Source organism: Salinibacter sp. 10B, assembly GCF_002954405.1.
Lineage (GTDB): Bacteria > Bacteroidota > Rhodothermia > Rhodothermales > Salinibacteraceae > Salinibacter.
Genome location: NZ_MQWC01000004.1, coordinates 494,500 through 515,199 on the forward strand (window position 1 = coordinate 494,500; position 20,700 = coordinate 515,199).

General features: G+C 57.6%; 9 protein-coding genes and 2 tRNA genes. 1 reads left to right on the forward strand and 10 read right to left on the reverse strand.

What is annotated here, in order from left to right:
• Nucleotides 1-123: 123 nt before the first annotated feature.
• The 9 genes from BSZ35_RS02345 to BSZ35_RS02385 form a co-directional block, all read right to left on the reverse strand.
• Nucleotides 124-1,398 (reverse strand): fasciclin domain-containing protein, encoded by a 1,275-nt coding sequence (locus tag BSZ35_RS02345; RefSeq protein WP_105010950.1) that lies wholly within the window; start codon nt 1,396-1,398, stop codon nt 124-126.
• A 96-nt stretch (nt 1,399-1,494) separates the two neighbouring features.
• Nucleotides 1,495-3,075: a SusD/RagB family nutrient-binding outer membrane lipoprotein gene (locus BSZ35_RS02350; RefSeq protein WP_105010951.1), complete on the reverse strand. Its 1,581-nt coding sequence runs from the start codon at nt 3,073-3,075 to the stop codon at nt 1,495-1,497.
• 98 nt (nt 3,076-3,173) lie between these two features.
• On the reverse strand, nt 3,174-6,452 hold the full coding sequence (locus tag BSZ35_RS02355) for a SusC/RagA family TonB-linked outer membrane protein (protein ID WP_105010952.1): 3,279 nt from the start codon (nt 6,450-6,452) through the stop codon (nt 3,174-3,176).
• 557 nt (nt 6,453-7,009) lie between these two features.
• Nucleotides 7,010-9,157 carry a T9SS type A sorting domain-containing protein gene (locus BSZ35_RS02360; RefSeq protein ID WP_181149148.1) on the reverse strand — a complete coding sequence of 716 codons (2,148 nt, stop codon included), beginning with the start codon at nt 9,155-9,157 and terminating at the stop codon, nt 7,010-7,012.
• A gap of 129 nt (nt 9,158-9,286) precedes the next feature.
• Entirely contained in the window at nt 9,287-9,829 is a 543-nt protein-coding gene (locus tag BSZ35_RS20100; protein ID WP_105013687.1) for a tail fiber protein, read from the reverse strand.
• Nucleotides 9,830-11,344: 1,515 nt separating this feature from the next.
• Nucleotides 11,345-14,107, reverse strand: a complete 2,763-nt coding sequence (locus BSZ35_RS02370) for a bifunctional acetate--CoA ligase family protein/GNAT family N-acetyltransferase (RefSeq protein ID WP_105010954.1) — start codon at nt 14,105-14,107, stop codon at nt 11,345-11,347.
• Between the two features lie 456 nt (nt 14,108-14,563).
• Nucleotides 14,564-14,635, reverse strand: a tRNA-Asn gene (locus BSZ35_RS02375).
• A gap of 138 nt (nt 14,636-14,773) precedes the next feature.
• A complete protein-coding gene (locus tag BSZ35_RS02380) occupies nt 14,774-16,756 on the reverse strand; it encodes a M1 family metallopeptidase (protein WP_105010955.1) in 1,983 nt (660 codons plus the stop codon).
• 95 nt (nt 16,757-16,851) lie between these two features.
• Nucleotides 16,852-18,921 (reverse strand): S9 family peptidase, encoded by a 2,070-nt coding sequence (locus BSZ35_RS02385; RefSeq protein ID WP_105010956.1) that lies wholly within the window; start codon nt 18,919-18,921, stop codon nt 16,852-16,854.
• Between the two features lie 142 nt (nt 18,922-19,063).
• Here BSZ35_RS02385 and BSZ35_RS02390 point away from each other — a divergent pair.
• A tRNA-Leu gene (locus BSZ35_RS02390) sits at nt 19,064-19,151 on the forward strand.
• A gap of 147 nt (nt 19,152-19,298) precedes the next feature.
• On the opposite strand, the gene BSZ35_RS02395 is transcribed toward BSZ35_RS02390, so the two are convergent.
• On the reverse strand, nt 19,299-20,687 hold the full coding sequence (locus tag BSZ35_RS02395) for a PIN domain-containing protein (protein ID WP_105010957.1): 1,389 nt from the start codon (nt 20,685-20,687) through the stop codon (nt 19,299-19,301).
• Nucleotides 20,688-20,700: the final 13 nt, after the last annotated feature.

Sequence of the window (20,700 nt, forward strand, 5' to 3'; positions counted from 1 at the left end):
AACTGAGTCCCTCGTGTTCACAAACGACGAATGGGGTCTATTCCTCGCACAAACCGAGAAGGCCGGCTTCCCCAGAGGGCAAGCCGACCTTCCGCGGTACCTTCTATCGTAGACACGAGCCGATCAGTTCGACCCAACCGGCTCTACTGTAATTTCAGCGTAGTCGATTACCGTATTCCCTTCCAACTGGTACGGAGTGTCGTTTCCCGTCAACACTCCTTGAGGAGTGGCAAAATCATACTGCTGATTATCATTCGAGTCCTTGTGAGGCATGGCCCCGAGGGTTACGTCCCCGCTCAATTCCTCGTCGAGAGCAATTTTCACTTCATTAGCGACCGTGGGTCCCTCTATGTAGTCAGAAACCCCCACAGTACTCGCCACTGCGCCTGCACTTTGCATTTCGCTCTTGTCGTGTAGGACAACGAACCCCCCGTCCGCGGGCATATATACCCCGTCCACGACGAGTGTATCTCCCTGAGCGACCGATGTATCCGGCAGTGCACGATCCGTGAAGTCCGCCGACGCAACCGGAGGCAGGAGCGGCGTATTAAGCTCATGGATGACACCGTTCGTCGCCGGAATATCAGCATCCGACACCATGCTTTCGTCCACCGACACCGTTGTATTTCCGAGCAACGTCTCAACATTGGATACCGGCAGGTCCTCCGATGTGAATGAATTTCCTTGCACGGCATGATACTTCACAAGGTCGGCCCGGACGCTTGACGTTCTTGGCTCATCCGCATCCACGGCCTGTGTGGGAACTCCCCCAATCGCTCCGGCCACCTCACCACCAGAGGCGAGAGACGCATTAGAGGGGCCAAAGAGCGTAAAGGTAGACTGGGTTTGTCCGAGGATGCCCGCGATTCCGGAGGGAACGGCCAATGTCGCGAGGGTGGAAAAGGACCCAATCCGGGCCACCTGGCCCCCAATGCTATCCCGAACCGCCGCTTCCACCTCAATCGTCTCGGCATTGATATCGTCCGGACTTGCATTCACAGAGATTGAAACCGTACTGGGATCGGACGTAGCGGTGGTCGACGCAATCGGATCGTCCGCCGTGTACATCACCGTGATGAACTCGCCCCCTCGACTTTCCCATCGGTACGTCTGCTCGGAATTACTAGCAGTAGGGAGATCCGAGTCGTTTACCGACCAGGTATAGCTTTTGTCGACTGTGTATCCTTGCACGTAGTAATCGACCGTGTCGGGCACACTGACCTCATTCGCTCCCGAGAACGACCCGGTTGCTGCGTCTCCAGCCGACGTTCCTCCCTGCTTAATGATATAACGGTTGGCGTTCTCCGGATCTGCCTTCTGTGCGCTCTGGTCGCAGCCGGCCAGGACAAAGGCGACCGCCAGACAGAAGAAAAGAAGCGTTTGATATCGATGTCTCATAGTACCGTAACTGTTTCGAAGTTGACGCATGAAATATGCGGTTCAGCAGAAAAGCAAGAGCTCCCCTACCCAATCTCCAGAGGGGAGCTCTCTGCCTTAGTTAGCATGTGCGTCCGAAGGAGGCCCTTCCATATCCCACCACATTTGGCAGGCCTCATCCTCTTGTTCGACCCCGCCACACATGTTCTCTGCGGCCGACCTCACATTTCTCTCATTGAGGTTGTATTCGGAGTCTGGATAATCAACGCGAAGCGGCGCGTAGGCATCAAATCCGCCGGCCACCCCGCCTACCGGAGAACCAAGCACTCCTTCGAAGTCAAATCGACGCCAGGTTGACCACCCCTGGATGTTGTGCATGTAGAAGGAGATGTAGCGCTGCTCACCGATCACCTGCATTGGGGCGGAGGAGAATTCGCTCTGCACCGCTGAGATGTACCCTTGCGTAGCACTCCCCGAAGCCGAAATGTCCGCATCCGTCTGGCTGGCGTAAAACCCTACGGAGGCCCTAATGGCCTGCGCAATTAGCTGCTGCGGATTTCCGCTAATCAGCCCCTTCTCAGCGGCCCAGGCCTTCGTGAGAAGGACTTCGTCGTAGTACATCATTGGTGCAAAAGCGTCACCGTTACCACTGGGCCCATTTGGAAACCACGCCTCCGGACGGGAAAACACACAGGTCGGATTCGCGCCGTACAGGCTCTGCGCACTTCCTTGCTCCTGCGCAAAGGGAAATCCTTTGTACTCCCCACTTCCATCCTCACAGGGACGGTTGCTGTTGGAGGTCTGCTCGAAGTAGGCATCCAGTCGTGGATCCGCCGAGCCATAGCCTGACTTCAGAAACTCAATGAATCGTTCTGAACCATCAAAGTCGTCTCGAAAGTCGACCTCCCGGTTCACGTAGTAGCTGTTTCGGTGGTCCGAGCTGGTCCCGAATTGGAAGTAGACGTTGTCGTCATTGCTCTGAAGGGCCTTGCCATTCGCGGAGGTAACGGCCTGTTCGGCCCAGCTTCCGCTCCCGGCTGCGTCGTAGGCCCGCAGTCCGATGCGCATCTTCAAGCCATTGGCAAACCGCTTCCACATCCTCATGTCCCCCCCATTCACGAGGTCTCCGGACGGGCCTTCCCCGTCCACACTAATTCGGCTTAGAGCGGTGTTTAGGCTATCAACCAGCACCGGATAAATTTCGGACTGTGACGTGTAGGATGGGGAGCGATTTTCTCGTCCCTGAAGCGCCTGCCCAAAAAAGGGGATGTCCCCGTACGCATCGGTCAGAATCTGGAAGGCCCACACCTGCATAATTGTGGCCACAGCCTGAAAGTTGTCCTGATTTCGGACCGTATTCGGACGCTCTCGGGCAATCTTTTTGGCGGCCCGAAGATCATTCAGTCGGTTGTAAATCCCTCCCCACGCGTAATCAACCGGGGAGTATCTGCTTTCCGACGGATAAAAGTTCTGGGTCGTGTACTGCGCCCAGACGTTTGCCCGGCGCATGGTCCGAGTTCCCCCGAACACCTCCTCCGAGATGTACCGCTGGGCGTTGCTAAGAAGGTTGTTCGGATTGGCAGAAGACGCCTGATTCGGATTCTCGTTGTAACTGGAGAGGCTATCGCATCCCCCCAGCGCGAGGAGCAGGGAAAGTCCCCCAGCAAGGAGGAGTACAAGTGTAGCGTGACGTCTCATATCAGAGAATCAGTCAACTGTTGGAAATGATCGCAAGCCCGGTAACATACCCGTTCCCCCCGGTGGACAGCACCGGGGGACGGACAACCATCAGCACACTAGAAATTCAGGTTCACGCGGAAGGTGAACTGACGCTGGGGTGGAATATTGGCGGCCTCAACCCCTTGAATGTTGCCGGACCCTAGAGTAACCGAAGGGTCCACATTTGGGGCTTTCTTGTAGAGGAACATGAGGTTGCTCCCTGTTACCGAGACGCTGGCCCGTCGAAGGGCAAACTCATTGAACCAACTCTGCGGAAGGCTATAGGTCAGCACCACCTCTTGCAGCTTCGCATACGTCGCGTCGTAGATGAACCGATCGCCGCCTCCGGCTGCAAACCAGTTCTTCCAGTAGCTAGCGGCGGGGATGCGCCCCACGGCTTCTCCGAAGTCAATTCCTTGCACCTGAGACGCGTTAGAGGGATCGGTGCCTTCCGGCAACACAACACCTTCCGGAATGACGCCGGTCTCCCGCTGGTTGTCGGCAATCGTGGACTCAAGCAGGCCACTATAGGTGCCGAACTTATTGGACAGCGAATAGATCTCGCCTCCCATCTGCCCATCGATCAAGGCACTCAACGTAATCCCTTTGTACGAAAGGGTGGTTGAGAGTCCGCCTTTCCAATCCGGCACGTAGCTTCCCAGCACCTGGGGCTGCGAGGTCGTCAGTGGAATTCCATCCCGGTTGAACACGATGTCGCCGTCTTTATCCCGACGGAGTGCCGGCTGCACAAGCGCTCCGAATTCAGCTCCTTCTCGCGCCTGAACCTCCGGCCCAAACACCACACCGCCATCGGAGATCGTGTAGGTTCGAAGGCCTGCTGCAAGCTCTTCAACCGTGTTGACGTTTTTGTTGAAGTTGGCCGTGACGTCCCACTGAAATCCTTCCGTGAGCACGGGTGTGACCGTGAGGCTCGCCTCCAAACCACGGTTTACCACCTTTCCGGCGTTGAGCAGCGACGAGTTCAAACCTGATGCACTAGAGACGTCAACGGCGAGAATCTGATCTCGCGTTACATCTCGGTAGTACGTGGTATTCAGGTTGACTCGATCATTGAAGAAGCGCAGGTTGGCCCCGAATTCAATCCCGGTGGTCAGTTCTCGCTCCAGTTCCGGGTTATTAGCGGACCGCTGCAACTGTTGAAGCGGCTGCCCCTGAAAGGGCACGTTGCCCGGATATGTAAGCCCCAGCCGGTACGGGCTCGTGTCTTGGCCCACCTGCGCCCAACTCGCACGCACTTTTCCGAACGACAGGATGTCCTGCCCCTGCAGTGCATCCAAGCTGGTGAAGATGAAGTTTGCCGAGATCGACGGATAGAGATACGAGTTGTTGTCTGCCGGCAGGGTCGAGGACCAGTCGTTTCGAAGTGTCCCTTCGAGATAGACCATGTCGTTGTACCCCAGACTCACAAGCCCGTAGGTACTGTAGACCATTTGCTCCTCAAAGTAGTCGTCCACAGTCGGGCGTCCCACGGAATTCCCGACCGTGTATACTCCCGGCGCCGCCAGACCATTGTTGGTTGACGACTCATTCTCCTCGTAGGTCGAGTACCGTACCTTTCCGGCCACAAACGAGGAGAAATCAATGCTCTCCGTAAGTGTCCCGGAGTAATCGAAGCGGAGCTCAGAGCTCGTCTCTTGCTCCTCAATGATGTCCTCACTATAACCAGCCGGGGCTCCAGTCGAGATTCCCGACCGCCGGTCGCCAAACCGATGACTCCGGTAATCGGTCGACACGGCGAAAGTCCCCGTCAGGTCCTGTATGATGTCGTACGCGACTTCGGCCTTCCCAATCAGACGCTGTTCATCGTCCTGCTGGAAGTTTTCGTATCGATTCACGTACGGATTGTCCGTATACTGAAACTGCGTGACTGGGCCTTGCGCCCCCGAAACGCCTGCATAGTTCCAGCCTCGCTGCTGGCCGTTTGGGCGCTGGTAATCCCGCATGTAGCTGTCCGGCCCGTAATTGAGCTGTCGCTGCGTGAAGGTGTTGAACGCAGCGAAGGGGTTTTCTTCAAATCCATAGCCCATGCCTGAGCGGCCCTTCACGTTGGTGTAGCTGTACTTCGCAAACGCGGTCGCCCTCAGTTCTTCACTGAGATCTGCCGACCCGTTGAAGTTTACCTGATATCGGTCCATTGAACCGTTCGGCATCACACCTCCCTGGTTTCGAGTGTTGAGGCTCAGCCGGTAATTCAGGAAGTCGGTCTGCTGAGACAAGGCGATGTTGTTGGTATAAACCGTTCCTGTCCGCAGAAAGTCCTTCACAGCATCGGGATGCGCGACCCAGGGCGTCGCCTCGCCTTCGAGTCCATTCACGTTGTCCCAGCTATACCACTGTCGGACTGGACGACCGTCAAGACGGGGTCCCCACGATTCATCTACCGCGTACTGTGCTACATAGTGATCGCTCTCACTCTGCTGCTTGTAGTCCCCGTCGAGCGTCGAGAACGTCGATCCGGGGGGACCTCCTCCGTACTGGTTCTGGTAGTCCATGAACTCGTACGGCTGGCTCAAGGACACACTCGAGGAAAAGGACACACCGAGCTCCCCCTCAAGATTGGCCCCGCTTTTGGTCGTGATCTGAATGACGCCGTTCGCCCCCCGGGAACCATAGAGCGCGGCGGCGGACGGTCCCTTCAAAACAGAGACGGACTTGATATTATTCGGGTTGAGGGACTGAGCTGCATTTCCAAAGTCGAATCCGCCATTCCCCTCAACGGTCCCATCGCCCGTCTGGCGACTTCGGTTTGAGACCACCACGCCGTCAATCACAATGAGCGGCTGATTGTCCCCACTGATGGAGCTATACCCGCGAAGAATGATGTTTGACGAACCTCCCATCGTACTGGAGGATCGAATGCTCGCCCCCGCAATCTTTCCCTTCAGGGAGTTTATAAAGTTCTCGCTGTTCGTCGCATCGAGCTCCGCTCCCCCAACCTGCTGGACAGACGTCGTCACAGCGCGCTCCTCGCGCTCAACGCCAAGAGCGGTTACGACGACATTGTCAATCCCGACCGTTTCGGTGGCCAATTGAATTCGGAGGTTGGTCGTGGAATTCGCTTCGACCTGAACCGTCCGTCTCTTCTGTTGATATCCCACAAAAGAAACGTTGAGGACGTACTCTCCAGCGGGAATGCCCGTGATCCGAAAGGATCCATCCGATCTGGTCGCAGCACCTCGGTTCAAAGCCTGGACGACGACGTTTACTCCAGGAAGGCTCTCAGAAGTGGTGCTGTCCACGACGGTCCCGGCAATCGTTCCGGTCTCCTGGGCGAAGACACTCCCCGGAACCGCCAGTAATACTCCTACCAAGGCAGCGAGTATCGTTCGGTACATGATAGATGGTGTACTAGACGTAAGGGATGCGCAAATGAGACGCTTACTGTGCGGCAAGCACTGCCAGGCAACGACTCTTTCGATAACACCGTCGTCGCGGTCTTATCTGATTGCATTTTGGAAGCGCTTCCACACCAGGGACTCTACTTTTCGGGGCAGGCTCCTCTGTTCACCTGAGTCTACCCTATCACCGATTTTAGGTTATGGGCAGGTTCGCTTAATGTCAAGGAAACCAGTACTTCTTCCTTCTTCATTCCGGGGACTCATGCACCTCAGACTTGAAAACTTCGTCTGACTGAGAAGAATTCAAGGAGAACCCCCTTATCTATGGTCGCTGAATATGTGGCGTGGTGGGGACATCTTCGCTGTTCTCTGTACCTGGTCCCCTTTTCGCCCGAAAGGACTTCTCTACTCGCTTCGTAGTATCCCCACAACCAACGCCTCTAATTTTTCTTTCAGAGCAGATGACCCGCCTCCATCGGAGGAGTGTGATGTTCAACGACAGAGCTTTTCGGCGAAGAAGCATTCTGCACCTGGTACATCTTGCGATCGGTTTCCTACCGTACTACCGTGAGCTTTCGGGTCTTGACCTCGTGTCCAGCCCGTAGTCGTAGAACGTAGACTCCGCTGGAGAGGCCGTCGACGTCCATCACCACCTCATGCCGTCCCCCCTCTGCCTCCCCCGCAACCGTGCGCACTCGCCGCCCCATCACATCGAAGAGCTGCAGGGTCACGGCCGTCGCCCGTTTTTGCGGGACCGCGTAGCGAATGATCGCCCGCTCCCGTACCGGGTTTGGATAGGTGTCCACCAACCGTACCTGGTTCGGTCCCTCGCGGGCCACGACGACGGAGGCCGTATACGAGGTGGTGCCGTCGGTATCCACCTGCTCCAGCCGGTAGCGTACTGAGTCAGTCGCGTACGGCACCTCCCGATCCGTAAATCGATAGTGTTGCGGCTTCGAGGTCGTCCCGCCTCCGTCTACGAAGCCGAGATCTGTCCAAGCCTCTACCGTTCTCTCACGTCGTTGCACCCGAAATCCGACATTCTCCGCTTCCGAAGCGGTTTGCCATTGTAGTTGCACACCGGCCTTCATGGTCGTCCCCTCGAAAGACGCCATCTCGACCGGCAGGTCCGTCGACCCATTTGAGAGTGGAAGCCCGGAAAAGCTCGTCTTATCGTTCCCATTGACCGAGCCGATCTGCGCCCCGAGAATGGAGAGGTCCTCCGGCTGCGCCAATTCAAACCGGACCCCCGAGGCGGAGGCTCCTGTCTCGACGTCAATTGCAACGATCAATGCATGGGCCGTCGGGGGTACCGATTGGTGAAACCCGGTAAACGTGATGGTGGCGGGCGCGCTGTCGACGTCGGTCGTCTGTGCGTCCAGTTCCGTATCCGTCCCCACATTCAGGTCGAGATCGTTCGACCAGAAGAGCCGAGCAGCACTGATGCCGGCCACGCCCGGGGCCTGATTTGTCACTGTAATCTCGTGGATCGTGGCTCCTGTCTGCCCGGCAGACAGTTTCAGCACCCCAATTGCATTGTTGGACGTCCCGGGAGAAACCTCCGCTGTAAAGTCGACTCCACTGCTCGATCCATCGGTAAGGGCCAATGTCGCATTCGTCCGCTGAACAAAGCGAAGTCCATTTGCATCGGCCTCAACGTCGCTAAAGGTAAGATCGGGATCTGCATCGCCATCCATATCCTGAGAAAAGGTGTTAGCCCCTACCCGAAGAGCAGGAACCGCGGCTCCACCGTCAAACGGACTGGAGCTCCCTGTCTCCTCCACAAAGCTCCCTGCTCCATCTCCGTCGTAGTACCGCTGCGTGCCGTCATGATACGTGATGAGATCGAGAGCACCATCAAGATCGAAGTCCCCTGTTTCGAGGGCTACGCTTTTTGCAGTGGCGTCGGCCGCCACGTCGCTCAACGGATGCGAGGCATCTGACTGCACTGCGTACCCAGTGTCGGTATCATCCAGATAGGTCCAGTTTGTGGCATCGCCAGTCCCATCGCGCGAAGCAAGTTCCACGACATCGTCGCCGTCAAAGTCGCGTACGAGGGTCGTGGTGTTGGTCCAAAATGGCTGCGAGATTCCATCGAACGGATTCGCAGCACCCGTCGTCTCAGAAAAAGACGCTTCGGAGCCCGAAGTGTCGTTCTGATAGTAATGAGTACTGCTGCCGTCGTAGACGAGGAGATCCGGGTCTCCATCATGGTCAAAGTCGCCCATGATGGCGTCCACAGTGGACTGGTTGCCGCTGACGGTAATGCCGTCGAACGGATTGTCGGTGCCAGTCCGCCGCGCGTAAGTCGAACCGTCGGTATTTTCGACAAAGGCAAGTGTGCCGGTCCCGCTCTCGGTATAATCGAAGGGCACCACGTCGAGGTCTCCGTCCGAATCTACGTCTCGAAGAAAGGTGCGCCCTCGCGTACCGAAGATCTGGCCAATTCCATTGAACGGATTCTCTGGGCCGGTCGTCGCCGAGAACGTCCCGCTGCCGTCGTTCGCAAAGAAGATTTCCGAAGAGCCGTCGTAGGCGAGGAGGTCCACGTCCCCGTCGGTGTCGAAGTCGCCCGCAAGGGCATCGACGGCAGCCGGGGTCGACGTAGCAGAAAGGCCGTCGAAGGGATTGTCACTCCCCGTTTGCTCGGCATACTGCGCCTGTGCGAGACGGGGGAAAGCGAGAAATCCGACAACAAGCAAACCGATAAACAACAGAGCGCGCCTCTGAAAGCTGACAAATCGAACAGAACGGGCAGACAAAGGGGTCAACAGCATAGGATCACGGATCTGAGAAACGCGGGAGACTGGATTCGAAGGCCCTATCCATATTTAACTCCGACTCGGGTAGATGCCGATCGTAGCGATAATGAAATTGACCGCCAAGTATGGCTGCACGTTACCATGGGCCTGCCCGCCCCCCGCGTTGCTGCTATTCACCGACATCGACCCGTCGGTTGAGCCCGTACTGTAGACCGGCACTGTTCCGCGTGCATCGGGCTGCGCTCCGAGAGCATTGCCCTCCGGTGTCGTGGCATCGGCCTCGTTTGAACTCACCGGAAGAGAGGGACCATGCGTATGACTCGGCATCTCTTGCGCTCCCAGCGTCACCTGCTCTGCTCCCCCATTCTCTCCAAGAGTCCGAGGAGTAAGTCCCGATCCCTGCCCAGTTCCCATCGGGACACGTCCTCGCAGGTCCGGTAAAGCAAAGGTGCTCCGTCCGTCGCCGCCGTATGTAGTGCCAAGAATGGAGAAAAGAGCCGTATTCGAACTGATGGGAAGTAATTGTCCATTACAGAAGGCCCAGTTCTGCGGGGCAAAATTCCCTCCGAACATAGCAATGGTGCCAATCATGCTCTTGTCTTGACTTGCCATTCCTCCGGTCGCACTCGTCCCTGCCCTTGCATCGACTGACCCGAACACGCCTCCAAGGAGCCCGGCCCCACCAAGGGCTGCCGCCACCTTCCCAAAAAACCCCCGTCGTGACGATTTCTCTCCCCGAAATGAGCGATCCGGCTCCCGATTGGGGACATGGCGCGCAAAGGTGGCCTGGTAGTGCATCGCGTCGGAGTCCGGATCAACGACGCACACCGGGCGCACGTCCGTGTCAAAGTCGTCGAGGCGCGGATGAGAAAAGCGGTGAATGCCGGCCTCAAACTGCTCCTCCGCGGGACCGCGAAAAAGAAGCGTAAAGTTCTCCCAATCCCTCGTGGTGTTGCAGGAGCGATCTACTTCGTCGAGGACGAGCGTAGCGTCATCAGCCGTACGAACGGTGAAGGTTGAGCCCTCGGCACCGGCGAAGGCGTGGAGATCGGGCGCGTCGATGAGTTCTCGCATAACGGGATGTGGTACAATGGTGGTGAATCAAAACAGCGGGTCGTGCCCTCTCAGTTCAACACTCCGAACAGTGAACAACGCTTTCTCCTCCCTTCCGCTCATGTCAATTCCTTGCCGCCCGCGTGCTGAAATGCTCGGAACGACATTGTTGGGAATAACCACCATTTTGGAAACGTGCTTACACTCACGTTTCAAATCCTTTGACATATGTTGCACTAACCCATATTCACTCCAACTTCACAATATAATTGAGACAAAACCCCACTACGCGTATCCTTACGACCATAGCGCATCTGCACGGGCGCAGTCCGAACCTACGCTGGTAGATGCATGCTCCCGGCCGGTACCTTCCTCCTGCCGGAACCGCCTCTCCACACGGCAATCGCGTGAAACGACCGCTCGGCGCACGTACCCGAAAGCCGATGACGGAAGGCCCACGCGCTCGGCCCGATCCGCTCGCCGCTCAATTCAGATCTGCTCTGCCCTGCTCGAGGTGCGTGTTCGACCCACCGTCGTGTAGTTCAACGAATTCGAGACCGGATCCAGCGCCTGAATGTTCAGAGGACCCGTCTCCGTGTCGAGTGGTCATTCCCAAAACAAGCCTCTCTCCCCTCGACGTCCCATTCCGAACGGCCAATCAGCGACAGCGAGGGAAGTGAGCACAGCGTGTACGGGCTATGGCGACCCTTCCCAGAGAAGCTCGTCCACACAAACAGTGCCTTCGTCCGCTAGTAGTCAGTCAAGCGGAGGGCGTCGGGTGCTCATTTGAACACGCAGTGTTGCATCCGGCATTCAGCAGCCTGAGTACTGTCCACAAGTCAGTGTTCTACCCGACATGGAAAACATGACGCACCACTAGGCCCTCGAGATGGCATACGGGCCCGAAGCAAAATGGAGGATCCTTGGAGTACGATACGGCAGTTGGGCCTTTATGAACGTCTATGAGATCGTCGGGGACGGTCCTGCCTCCACAACTGCAAGGCTGAAACCGATCTCCGTGCTATCACAGAGGATATTCCCCGATGATCGAGTTGAAGGCACTCAGTGGCGAGATCAGTCTCGAAGCGTTCTGACCGCCTTCACCATGTCCTCGTCCGGGTCGGAGCTATGAACGAGTTCGAAGTCGAGTTTTTCACACACGCGCTGCATGGCCCGATTCTGCTCCAGAATATCGGCAGTGATACGGTCGAGCCCCTCATCTTCTCCCACCTGCACGAGACGACGCAGGAGTTCAGTTCCGATGCCTTCTTCCTGGAACTCGTCGATCACCAGCATGCCAAACTCTGCCTCATTGCGACCGGGCTGTTGCGTGAGGCGGCCCACCCCAATGATCTGCTCCTCCCCATCCGCGTCCGTACGTTCGGCTACCAGGGCCATCTCTCGGTCGTAGTCGATAAAGCAAATGCGCGCCAGGCGATCGTGGGCCACCCGCTGCTCCAACTTCATGAGGCTGGCGTACCGTAGATACACACTTCGCTCCGAAAGTCGCTCGTGGAACGTCACCAGCTTGGGCTCATCCTCCGGGCGGATGGGACGAATGGTGACCTCCTCCCCATTGCGCATGACCTGGGTGCCGATATACTGGCGCGGATAGGGCCGAATGGCAGGAGTCGGAAGCTCCTCCTCATCGGTCGTGTAGGGGTGTAGCACCACTCGCGCGTCAAGTGCCAGGAGGCCGTCCTCACCGGGCCGGGCCAGAAGCGGATTCACATCGATCTCCTTCACACGCGGCTGCTCCACCACCAGCTGACTAAAGCGCACGAGGAGCGTTTCCAGGGCGTCCATATCGACCGGGTCGCGGCCTCGGACTCCCTTCAGAGCCTCGTAGATCTTGGTTTGCTCCATCATGCGACGGGCCAGTGTCGTGTTCAAGGGGGGCAGGCCAAGGGCCCGGTCCTTATACACCTCAACCAACTGGCCGCCGGATCCAAAGAGCAGGACCGGGCCAAATTGCTGATCCATGCTGCTCCCGATGATGAGTTCATACCCGTCACTCCGATCAATCATCGGCTGGACCGTCACTCCATCGAAGCCCTCCCCCACGATGTTGTCGTCGATGCGCTCAAATGCCGTCTTGACGTCTTCGTCGCTCGTGAGTTCAAGATGCACTCCACCGACATCCGACTTGTGCGTGATTGACGTGGAGTGAAGCTTCACGGCCACCGGATAGCCAATCTCTTGGGCCGCCGCCACGGCCTCATGGGGCGTTTCAGCAATCTTCGTCTCCACCGTGGGGATTCCGTACGCTGACAGCAGCTGCTTTGACCCGTACTCCGTCATCAGCACACGGCCCGACTGATGGGTCTCCTCCACGATAGCAGCGGCAGCATCTCGATCCGGAATGCCCTCTTCGTCTTCCGGCAGGCTGGGCGTCTCGTACAGGGCCTTCAGATTGTAGCTGTACCGCCACATGTTGTTGAAGACGCGCGCCGCCGTGTCCGGGTAGGCAAACGTCGGAAGCCCAGCCTCATTGAGAATGTTTTCGCCCGGTGCCACCGAGTCGCCCCCCATCCAGCTGGCAAGAACCGGCTTCCGGTTGTCACGAGCATAGGGTCGGAGATGCTCGGCCGTTTTGGTCGGCTCGGTCATGGCCTGCGGCGTAAGGACAACGAGCAGGCCGTCGCTGTTTTCGTCGTTTGCCGCCACTTCCAGCGACTTGGCATAGCGCTCCGGATCGGCGTCTCCGAGAATGTCGACGGGATTGCTGTGGCTCCAGGCCGGAGGCAGAATCTCGTCGAAGTCCTCCAGCGCCTCTTCAGACAATGGAGTGAGTTCTCCTCCCCCGTCAATGAGGGCATCGGTCGCAAGAACACCCGGTCCCCCCGCATTCGTGAGAATGGTGAGGTTCGGTCCTTCCGGCCGCGGCTGTTTGCCCAGCACCTCAGCCATGTAAAAGAGATCATTGATGTCGTCGACCCGGAGCACCCCGGACCGGCGAAAGGCCGCATTCAGAACCGCGTCGCTGCCGGTAAGGGTGCCGGTGTGAGAAGCCGCCGCTTCTGCCGCCGCCTGCGTGCGCCCGGCCTTGATCACGATGATGGGCTTGCTCTGCGCCACGTCCCGGGCCGCTGACAGGAACGAGCGTGCGTTCCCAATCGACTCCATGTAAAGGACGATGCTGTCGGTCTTCGGGTCGTCGCCCAGATAGGTAATCATGTCGCCCCAGTCCACGTCTAGCATCGACCCGATGGAGACGAACGAACTGAAGCCGACGTTCTCGCGGAAGCTCCAATCGAGAATGGACGTAAGAAGCGCCCCACTCTGGCTGACGAAGGCCACATTGCCCTCCTGGGCCATCGATCCTGCGAAGGTCGCGTTGAGCCCGTCCGGGGGACGCATCACGCCGAGGCAGTTCGGCCCCACGATGCGGATGTTGTACTCACGCGCAATCTCTTTAATTTCGCGTTCGAGCTCGGCGCCTTCTTCCCCAACCTCTCGAAAACCTGCCGACACGATGACGAGACCCTGCACGCCAGCCTCTCCGCACTCTTCCACGATGGTCGGCACCGTGGGAGCCGGCGTCGCGATCACCGCCAGATCCACATCCGCCTCCACGTCCTGGATGCTGCTGTACGCCTCAATGCCGAGAACGCTGTTGCGCTTCGGGTTTACCGGAAAGATCGTACCGCCGAAGGGATTGCTCACAAGATTCCAGAGCAGCGTGCGCCCCACACTGCCGGGCGATTCGCTGGCGCCGATCACCGCCACATTATCGGGCGTAAAGATGGCATCAAGCGGCTGGCGCCCCGACGAGATGAGATCGTACGACGGATCGCTGGTGGGTGTAGAGTTGGGGGACGTTTCGGGATCGGCCATAAAAGCAGACAGGGGAGGAGATGTGTGGGCGGAGTCCAACGCGGACATTGCTTGTCGTGCATCCCTAAAGTACTGGGAGCACGCTGCCATTTCAACGGGGACCGGTTCCACACTCGGATTTCGCGGAGCCTCCGAAATTATTGTCTTTCCGACTTGAGACTACTACCGAGGAAATGCAGAAGGATCTCCTCTTCGATCCTTTCGCCAGTGCCCTCCCTTCTCTCGGGCCAGTTCGCCCAGAGATTGCGTTTCTCTTGCGCCGTAATACGCTCTTCGTCTCGAATAATCCGCGACACTTCGGCGCTCCTCCGGATGCACCGATGGTCCCTATGATCGACCCACCGGGAGATTGGCCGGTCCCGTTCACGAAATGAACAGAAGCGGGACGAGCGCAGAAAGGGGCAAGAAAGAATCAAACAAAAAAAGCCCACCTGAGGGATTCAGGCGGGCATCGTGCTCCCCGGGCTGGATTCGAACCAGCAGCCCTGCGGTTAACAGCCGCATGCTCTACCGTTGAGCTACCGAGGAATCTCAAATGTGCGTCTCCCGTCTCAGGAATCGGAAAAACCCAAAGCCCCGTCGGGAGGTTCCGAACGGCTGCCTCCTTCCGTCCGCAACAAACGGTACAGGATATCCCCCCTCTGTGTCAAGGCGTTGATTCGCTTTTCACGGTTTCACCGAAGCGTCTACCTCCTGCCGTGTCCACTCGTCGTTGCTCCGATCCACATCCGGAAGCGTGTGCCCGGGATTGAGGGTCACCTGCGTAACAGTGCCCTCCTCAAGCCGCACTTCGACGGTGCGCTTCCCATCGAGCCAAGGATCAACCCCGACGCGGCGCTCAACGGTACGGCCATCGGCGTACGCCGCCTCCAGAAAAACGGGCATAACCAACTGTCCCTGGTCGGCCACGGTGACAACTACGCCCTCGTCCGTCTGCTCCACGGACTGTACCGCATGATCCATCGTCCAGGACTCGTAAAAGGCCCCGCGCCAGAACCAGTCCAACTCCCGGCCGGCAACATCCTCAAAGGTATTAAAGAAATCGTACGGCGTCGGGTGCTTATAAGCCCAGCGTTGGGCAAACGTGCGATAGGCCTCAAAAAACGTCTCGTCTCCCACCACACTGCGGAGGGCGTGTAGCATGACCCCGGGTTTGTCGTACGACGCCACGTAGCGGGCCGGCCCCTCCACCGGATAGCGGTCAGCGTGGCGCATCGACGGCACGTCGACCGAGGTTGCAAAACGGTAATAGTAGTGCTCTGACCGTGCCCAGGCATCCTGATCCGGATAGAAGTCGTCGCGCCCTTCCGTTTCGTTGAAGGTCGTCGTCCCTTCATCAAGCCAGGCGTACGCCTTTTCGTTGGTTCCCACCACCATCGGAAACCACATGTGACTGATTTCATGATAGGTGACCCCGAAGAGCGCCTCCGACGAGGAGGGGTCTCCAATCAGCGTGATCATCGGATACTCCATGCCGCCCCCAATCGGCCCCTCGACCGTGGTCATCTGCGGATAGGGATAGGGCATGATCATATCCGAGAGGTGCTCGATCGAATACTGAGCAAACTCCGCCGATCGGCGCCAGGTCTCCTTCTCGGGCCGGTAGAAGGCGTGAATCATGCTGCGCCCCTCTCCGGTCGCTGCCGAGGTGGCGTCCCAGACGAAGTCGTCGGACGTGCCAAACGCGACGTCACGCGCCTGCTCAGCGGAGAACTGCCAGGTGAGGGTGCTGTCGGCATCGGAGGCCGCTACGGTAGCCGTCCCGACGCCGCGGGCACTGCTATCAACAATGGCAATAACCTCATCCGTCGTCGATGCCCGATCGAGACGCGCCTGCACCGAGTCGGTCAGTACCTCTTCTGGATTCTGGAGCGTGCCCGTCGCTCCCACGAGCCACCCCTCCGGGACTGTGATGGACACCTCATAGTCGGCGTACCCCATATAAAACTCCCCGTCGCCCTGATAGGGCTCCGCCTTCCAGCCCTCCACATCGTCGTAGACGGCCATCTGCGGATACCAGTAGCCAAGGTAGTACACCTCTCCGTCCTGCCCCATCCGAAAATTATCCGCCCCGGGAATGTCGAAATGCCAGCGCACGTTCACCGTGGCTGTATCCTTGGGCTCAAGGGGCTGGGGCGGAAACACAATGAGTCGCGTATCCTGCACCACGTAGCCCTGTCCGAGCCGCTGAAGCTGTTGTCGGGACTGCACGCGACGCAAGGAGTCGGCCCCACCGAGCCCCAGCCGGTCGAGCGTCATGCCCCCTGTGATCTCGGCCGGACGGTTCCGAAAGGTTCCTTTTTTGTGGATGTTCTGCCGGAGATGCACGACCAACTGCCGCAGGGTGTCCGGAGAGTTGTTGCGGTAGCGAATCGTCCCTCGGCCGCGCAACACGTTCGCGGTGGGATTTACCCGAGCGGACAGATCATAGGTAGCAGTGTTGGTCCAGTAGTTTGGTCCCGGCTTTCCAGACCGAGTGCGCGTTCCCTCTTCGAGGGCCTGTTGGAAACCGCGATCGGGCGTGATGGGATACGGAAGGGGCCGCCGCTGTTCCAGGGTGGTGTCGGACGTAGCAGCAGGCTGAGCCGTCGCCCCGAATGATCCGACACTTCCCAAAAGCAGAACAAGAAACCAGACGCGGACACGCATTCGAACAAGACTTGGTAGATGCAACAAGATGAAGACCCCGGGCCTGTACGCCGACCGAATTCTGCAGATCCGACCCGGGGCTTCCTGTCCGGAGATCACTCCTCATTCGGTGACGTGCCCCCGTGCCGCTGGAACCACTCCAGTACGTGAGCCGCCTTCGCCGCGAGGTGACTGGGACGTGCCGCGATGCCATGCGACGCCCCCGGCACCCGCACAAGGGCTGTCTTTACCTCTCGTAGCTTTAACGCCTGGTAGAATTGCTCCGCCTCCGACATCGGCGTGCGATAATCCTCCGTTCCCGTCATCAGCATGGTGGGCGTGGACACCTCATCAACATACGTCAGCGGCGAACGGTCCATGTAATGATCGCGGTGATTCCACGGCATCCCGGGAAACCAATACTTGGCCCCGTACGGATACATGTCGGCCGTAAGCACCCAACTGTACCAGTTGATGACCGGCTTCGCCGCCACAGCTGCGCGGAACCGATCCGTGTGACCGACAATCCAGGACGTGAGCACCCCGCCTCCGCTCCCCCCCGTCACAAAGAGTCGATCCGCATCCACGTACCCGCGCTCTAAAACCGCATCCACACCGGACATCAGATCATCGTAGTCGTGTCCCGGGTAGTCATGATGAATCGCATTCCCGAACGACTGCCCGTAGCTAGTGGAGCCGCGTGGATTCGTGTAGAGGACGACGTACCCTGCTGCGGCGTAGAGTTGCACCTCCGCCGAGAAGTACGGCCCGTAAGCCGCAAACGGCCCCCCATGGATCTCAAGGATGAGGGGGTAGTCCTTTGACGCATCAAAGTTGGGCGGTTTCACGATCCACCCCTCGATCGTTTTTCCGTCGTACGAGGACTCGTAGGTAAACTCCTCCACACGTCCAGTTTTGATCTGCCCAAAGAGGTCGTCGTTGAGGGAGGTGAGCACGCGGGGCTCTTGCCCCGGCTGAGCCACCGCTACATCCGCCGGTCGTTGAGGCGTCGCATGCGTGTAAGCAACGCGGCCATTCGAGGCCATACTAAAGGACCCGCTCGTGTAGGGACGCCCGATCGAGGTGCCCCCAACATTGGTGGCCACGACACTTCGCTCCCCGTCCATCGTTACCCGACCAATCTTCGTCGAGCCCTCGTCATCGTACTGAAAAACAATGCTGTTGCCGTCCGCCGTAAAGGTCGGATTCTGCACATCCCGGCCGAAGCCCTCCGTGAGGAGACGGGAATCGCTGCCGTCTCGGTCCATTACATAGAGCTTCGTCACTTGATAGCCCTGCTCCCGGTCGTCAAAGCCCGTGTAGGCGACCTGCTCCCCATCGGGCGAGACCGCGACATCGCCGTCCGGCCCCTGACGGCTGGTCAGCGGCGTCACCGACCCGCTTTCAACATCGATCGCGTAGACCTCAGTGTTGAGCGGATCGAGACGCCAGTCCTCGTGTCGATTCGCGCTAAGAAGAAGCGTCTCGCCATCCGGCGTCCACTTGGGGGTGCCCCCGTGGTCATACGGCGCACTCGTGATCTGTCGGGGCGTGCCCCCGGACGCCGGGAGTGTAAAGACCTGTGTGTATCCCTTTTCCGTGTATCCGCCCCCATCCGATCGATAGTACGTCTGCGTGACAACGTCGGGCCGCTCCGCCCAGTCAGCTCCCTCTGGTGGACTCGGCATTTTCGCAAACGGCTTGTCCTGGGCCTCAACAAACATCGTAAACGCCAGGCGCTCCCCATCGGGCCCCCACGAGAGCCCCCCAGGAGACTGCTCCAACTGAGTGAGACGGGCCGTCTGCCCTGAATCCATCCAGCGCACATAGATTTCGGCGCCATCCTCTGTGGCGGCCACGTACGCCACCCGGTCCCCACTGGGCGACCACCGGGGCTGGGACGCCCTCGTGTCCGGATCCGTGATCGGACGATGGCCTGTCCCATCCGTCCCCACCATCCAGAGGCGCGTCGACCGGCGGTCGGCCCTCTTGTCCATGAAGGTTCGAGCATAAACCACGTGATTCCCGTCGGACGAAAGTTGCGGGTCGGTGGCGTACTCGAGATCAAAGACGTGTTCAAGATCAAAGTTCAGCGAATCCTGGGCGTACTGCGCAGAAGCAGCGTGCGGCCCCAGCACGCCAAGCAGAACGAAGAGACCAACGAGTAGGCGTCGAGCAGTGCGCATGGGCGAACGGAGGGTGTGGAAGAGCGAGTGTGCAATCAAACATAAGAAACGTGAAGGACAGCATGCGAACACGACCTGTGCGTCAATTTCAAGGAACACACGGACCGGCTTCGCACGTAGACCGAAGTGCACTTACTGAGATGCCCGAGTGGCGGAATTGGTAGACGCGCGTGATTCAGGGTCACGTGGCCGTTATGGCCGTGGAGGTTCGAGTCCTCTCTCGGGCACCAGCAAAAACGCCCCTCAGCGCCTGCAGACGGCGATCTGAGGGGCTTTTTCTATTTGTCCCTTTTCGGTCGTTCTCGAAAGAAATAGAAGGAGATGGAAGATTTATGGGGACGCTGTGGGGACGAGATGGGGACGAATGAGAAGTGACCTCAGTCGCTTCCTTCCTCAATGACCACGTGCAAGCTACCAGTTATTGGATTGGGGACGTTCGCCGCGGTCATTTCGTAGTTGATTTCGAAGTTTTTAGTTGCGCCAGGGGGCGAAAAAATCGCATAGATAGAGGAAAGTGATCTTCCCTGATTATGCTTGAGCTTGGTCACGTGGTATTTAGCTATGGAAATATCTTCGTTTCGATTTTCGACTATTGGACTTGATCCAGTCCGCAGCTGCGGCTGAAGTAACTCGGCCCCCTGAATTGGTTTCGGTGAGATCAAGGCAGCTTGCGAAGCAGTGCCCCCCAATCCCCTGTCGCCGACGAGATCACCGAATGTCTTTGGAGGGGTGGGTGGCTCTGGCCTTGACGGCTCTTCCAAATCGGACACTGGGTCTTCATTAAAGAGATGAACAGCCTCCGGGAACCGAAGCACGATATCAATGTCTTCACCCGGTGTTGTACCGTCGTTTACCATCTTTAGATTTATATCGATTATCATATTTTCTATAATTGAGTTTTCCCTTTTGTCTTCTAAGTAAGACGCATAATCTTCATAGAAATTTTCTAAATCACTATTATATCTTTCGTACTCTTCCTTCGGTATAGTAGACCTGACTTTTTCATTTTCTACCTCCTCCCCTATTTTCTTTTTTATACTTGAGTTAATGGATGACTTCAGGTCATCCATAGAGGCGCAGTCTTCTGGATATTCTTTAGGGGGGAATTGTTGTTTTACGTTCGACATTTCAGACTTTATCTCTTCGGATGAAATAACCCTATCTCGGTCCAGCCCCACTTCAAGGTGATCTTTTCCGTTATCGAATCGAAGCCCGAGGTCGGGCATTGTGCCTTCCAATCGCTGCTTTTCATGTCGAAGCCGGGCTATCTCCTTTTCAAGTTCGCTTTTGGGATTTGGTAGTCGAAGATGTTCTGGAGGTTTTTCTGTGTTCACATTCCGAGGTTCAGCGGATAGCCGCGGCCCTATATCGTTCGTCACTATCAGCACACGGCTTTCGCTGTCATTGGTATTTTCCTTAATATGTAAAGCTGTAGCAACGAGATGGTCGTCTGGGGTGTCTCGGTCAAGGTCTTTAGAGTTAAAATATTTCTCAGGTAATTTTCGATAGTGATCGAGCAGCACCGAACTTTGAATCTCGTTTGTATCGTTTTCGAATAGGTACTGCTCGATATTTCCTTGGGCTTTTCTCGCTCGGTCTCGGAGCTTTTCCGAAGATCCTTCATCTTTCTTTTCGTCCAACTCCTCTATCATTCGTCGAGGAATAACAAGCTTTACGCTATCGGCATCGAGCATCTCCCTCCAATCTACGTCTTCTATTTGCTTGAAGTGGAGGAAAAAGTTGGTATCTAAAATAGCGTATGTCATCGATCGGCTTTGG

What these genes read in the sequence shown, in the direction of transcription:
- BSZ35_RS02345 (WP_105010950.1), bottom strand. Translation starts at nt 1,398, where the DNA reads ATGAGACATCGATATCAAACGCTTCTTTTCTTCTGTCTGGCGGTCGCC.
- BSZ35_RS02350 (WP_105010951.1), bottom strand. Translation starts at nt 3,075, where the DNA reads ATGAGACGTCACGCTACACTTGTACTCCTCCTTGCTGGGGGACTTTCC.
- BSZ35_RS02355 (WP_105010952.1), bottom strand. Translation starts at nt 6,452, where the DNA reads ATGTACCGAACGATACTCGCTGCCTTGGTAGGAGTATTACTGGCGGTT.
- BSZ35_RS20100 (WP_105013687.1), bottom strand. Translation starts at nt 9,829, where the DNA reads ATGGCAAGTCAAGACAAGAGCATGATTGGCACCATTGCTATGTTCGGA.
- BSZ35_RS02370 (WP_105010954.1), bottom strand. Translation starts at nt 14,107, where the DNA reads ATGGCCGATCCCGAAACGTCCCCCAACTCTACACCCACCAGCGATCCG.
- BSZ35_RS02380 (WP_105010955.1), bottom strand. Translation starts at nt 16,756, where the DNA reads ATGCGTGTCCGCGTCTGGTTTCTTGTTCTGCTTTTGGGAAGTGTCGGA.
- BSZ35_RS02385 (WP_105010956.1), bottom strand. Translation starts at nt 18,921, where the DNA reads ATGCGCACTGCTCGACGCCTACTCGTTGGTCTCTTCGTTCTGCTTGGC.
- BSZ35_RS02395 (WP_105010957.1), bottom strand. Translation starts at nt 20,687, where the DNA reads ATGACATACGCTATTTTAGATACCAACTTTTTCCTCCACTTCAAGCAA.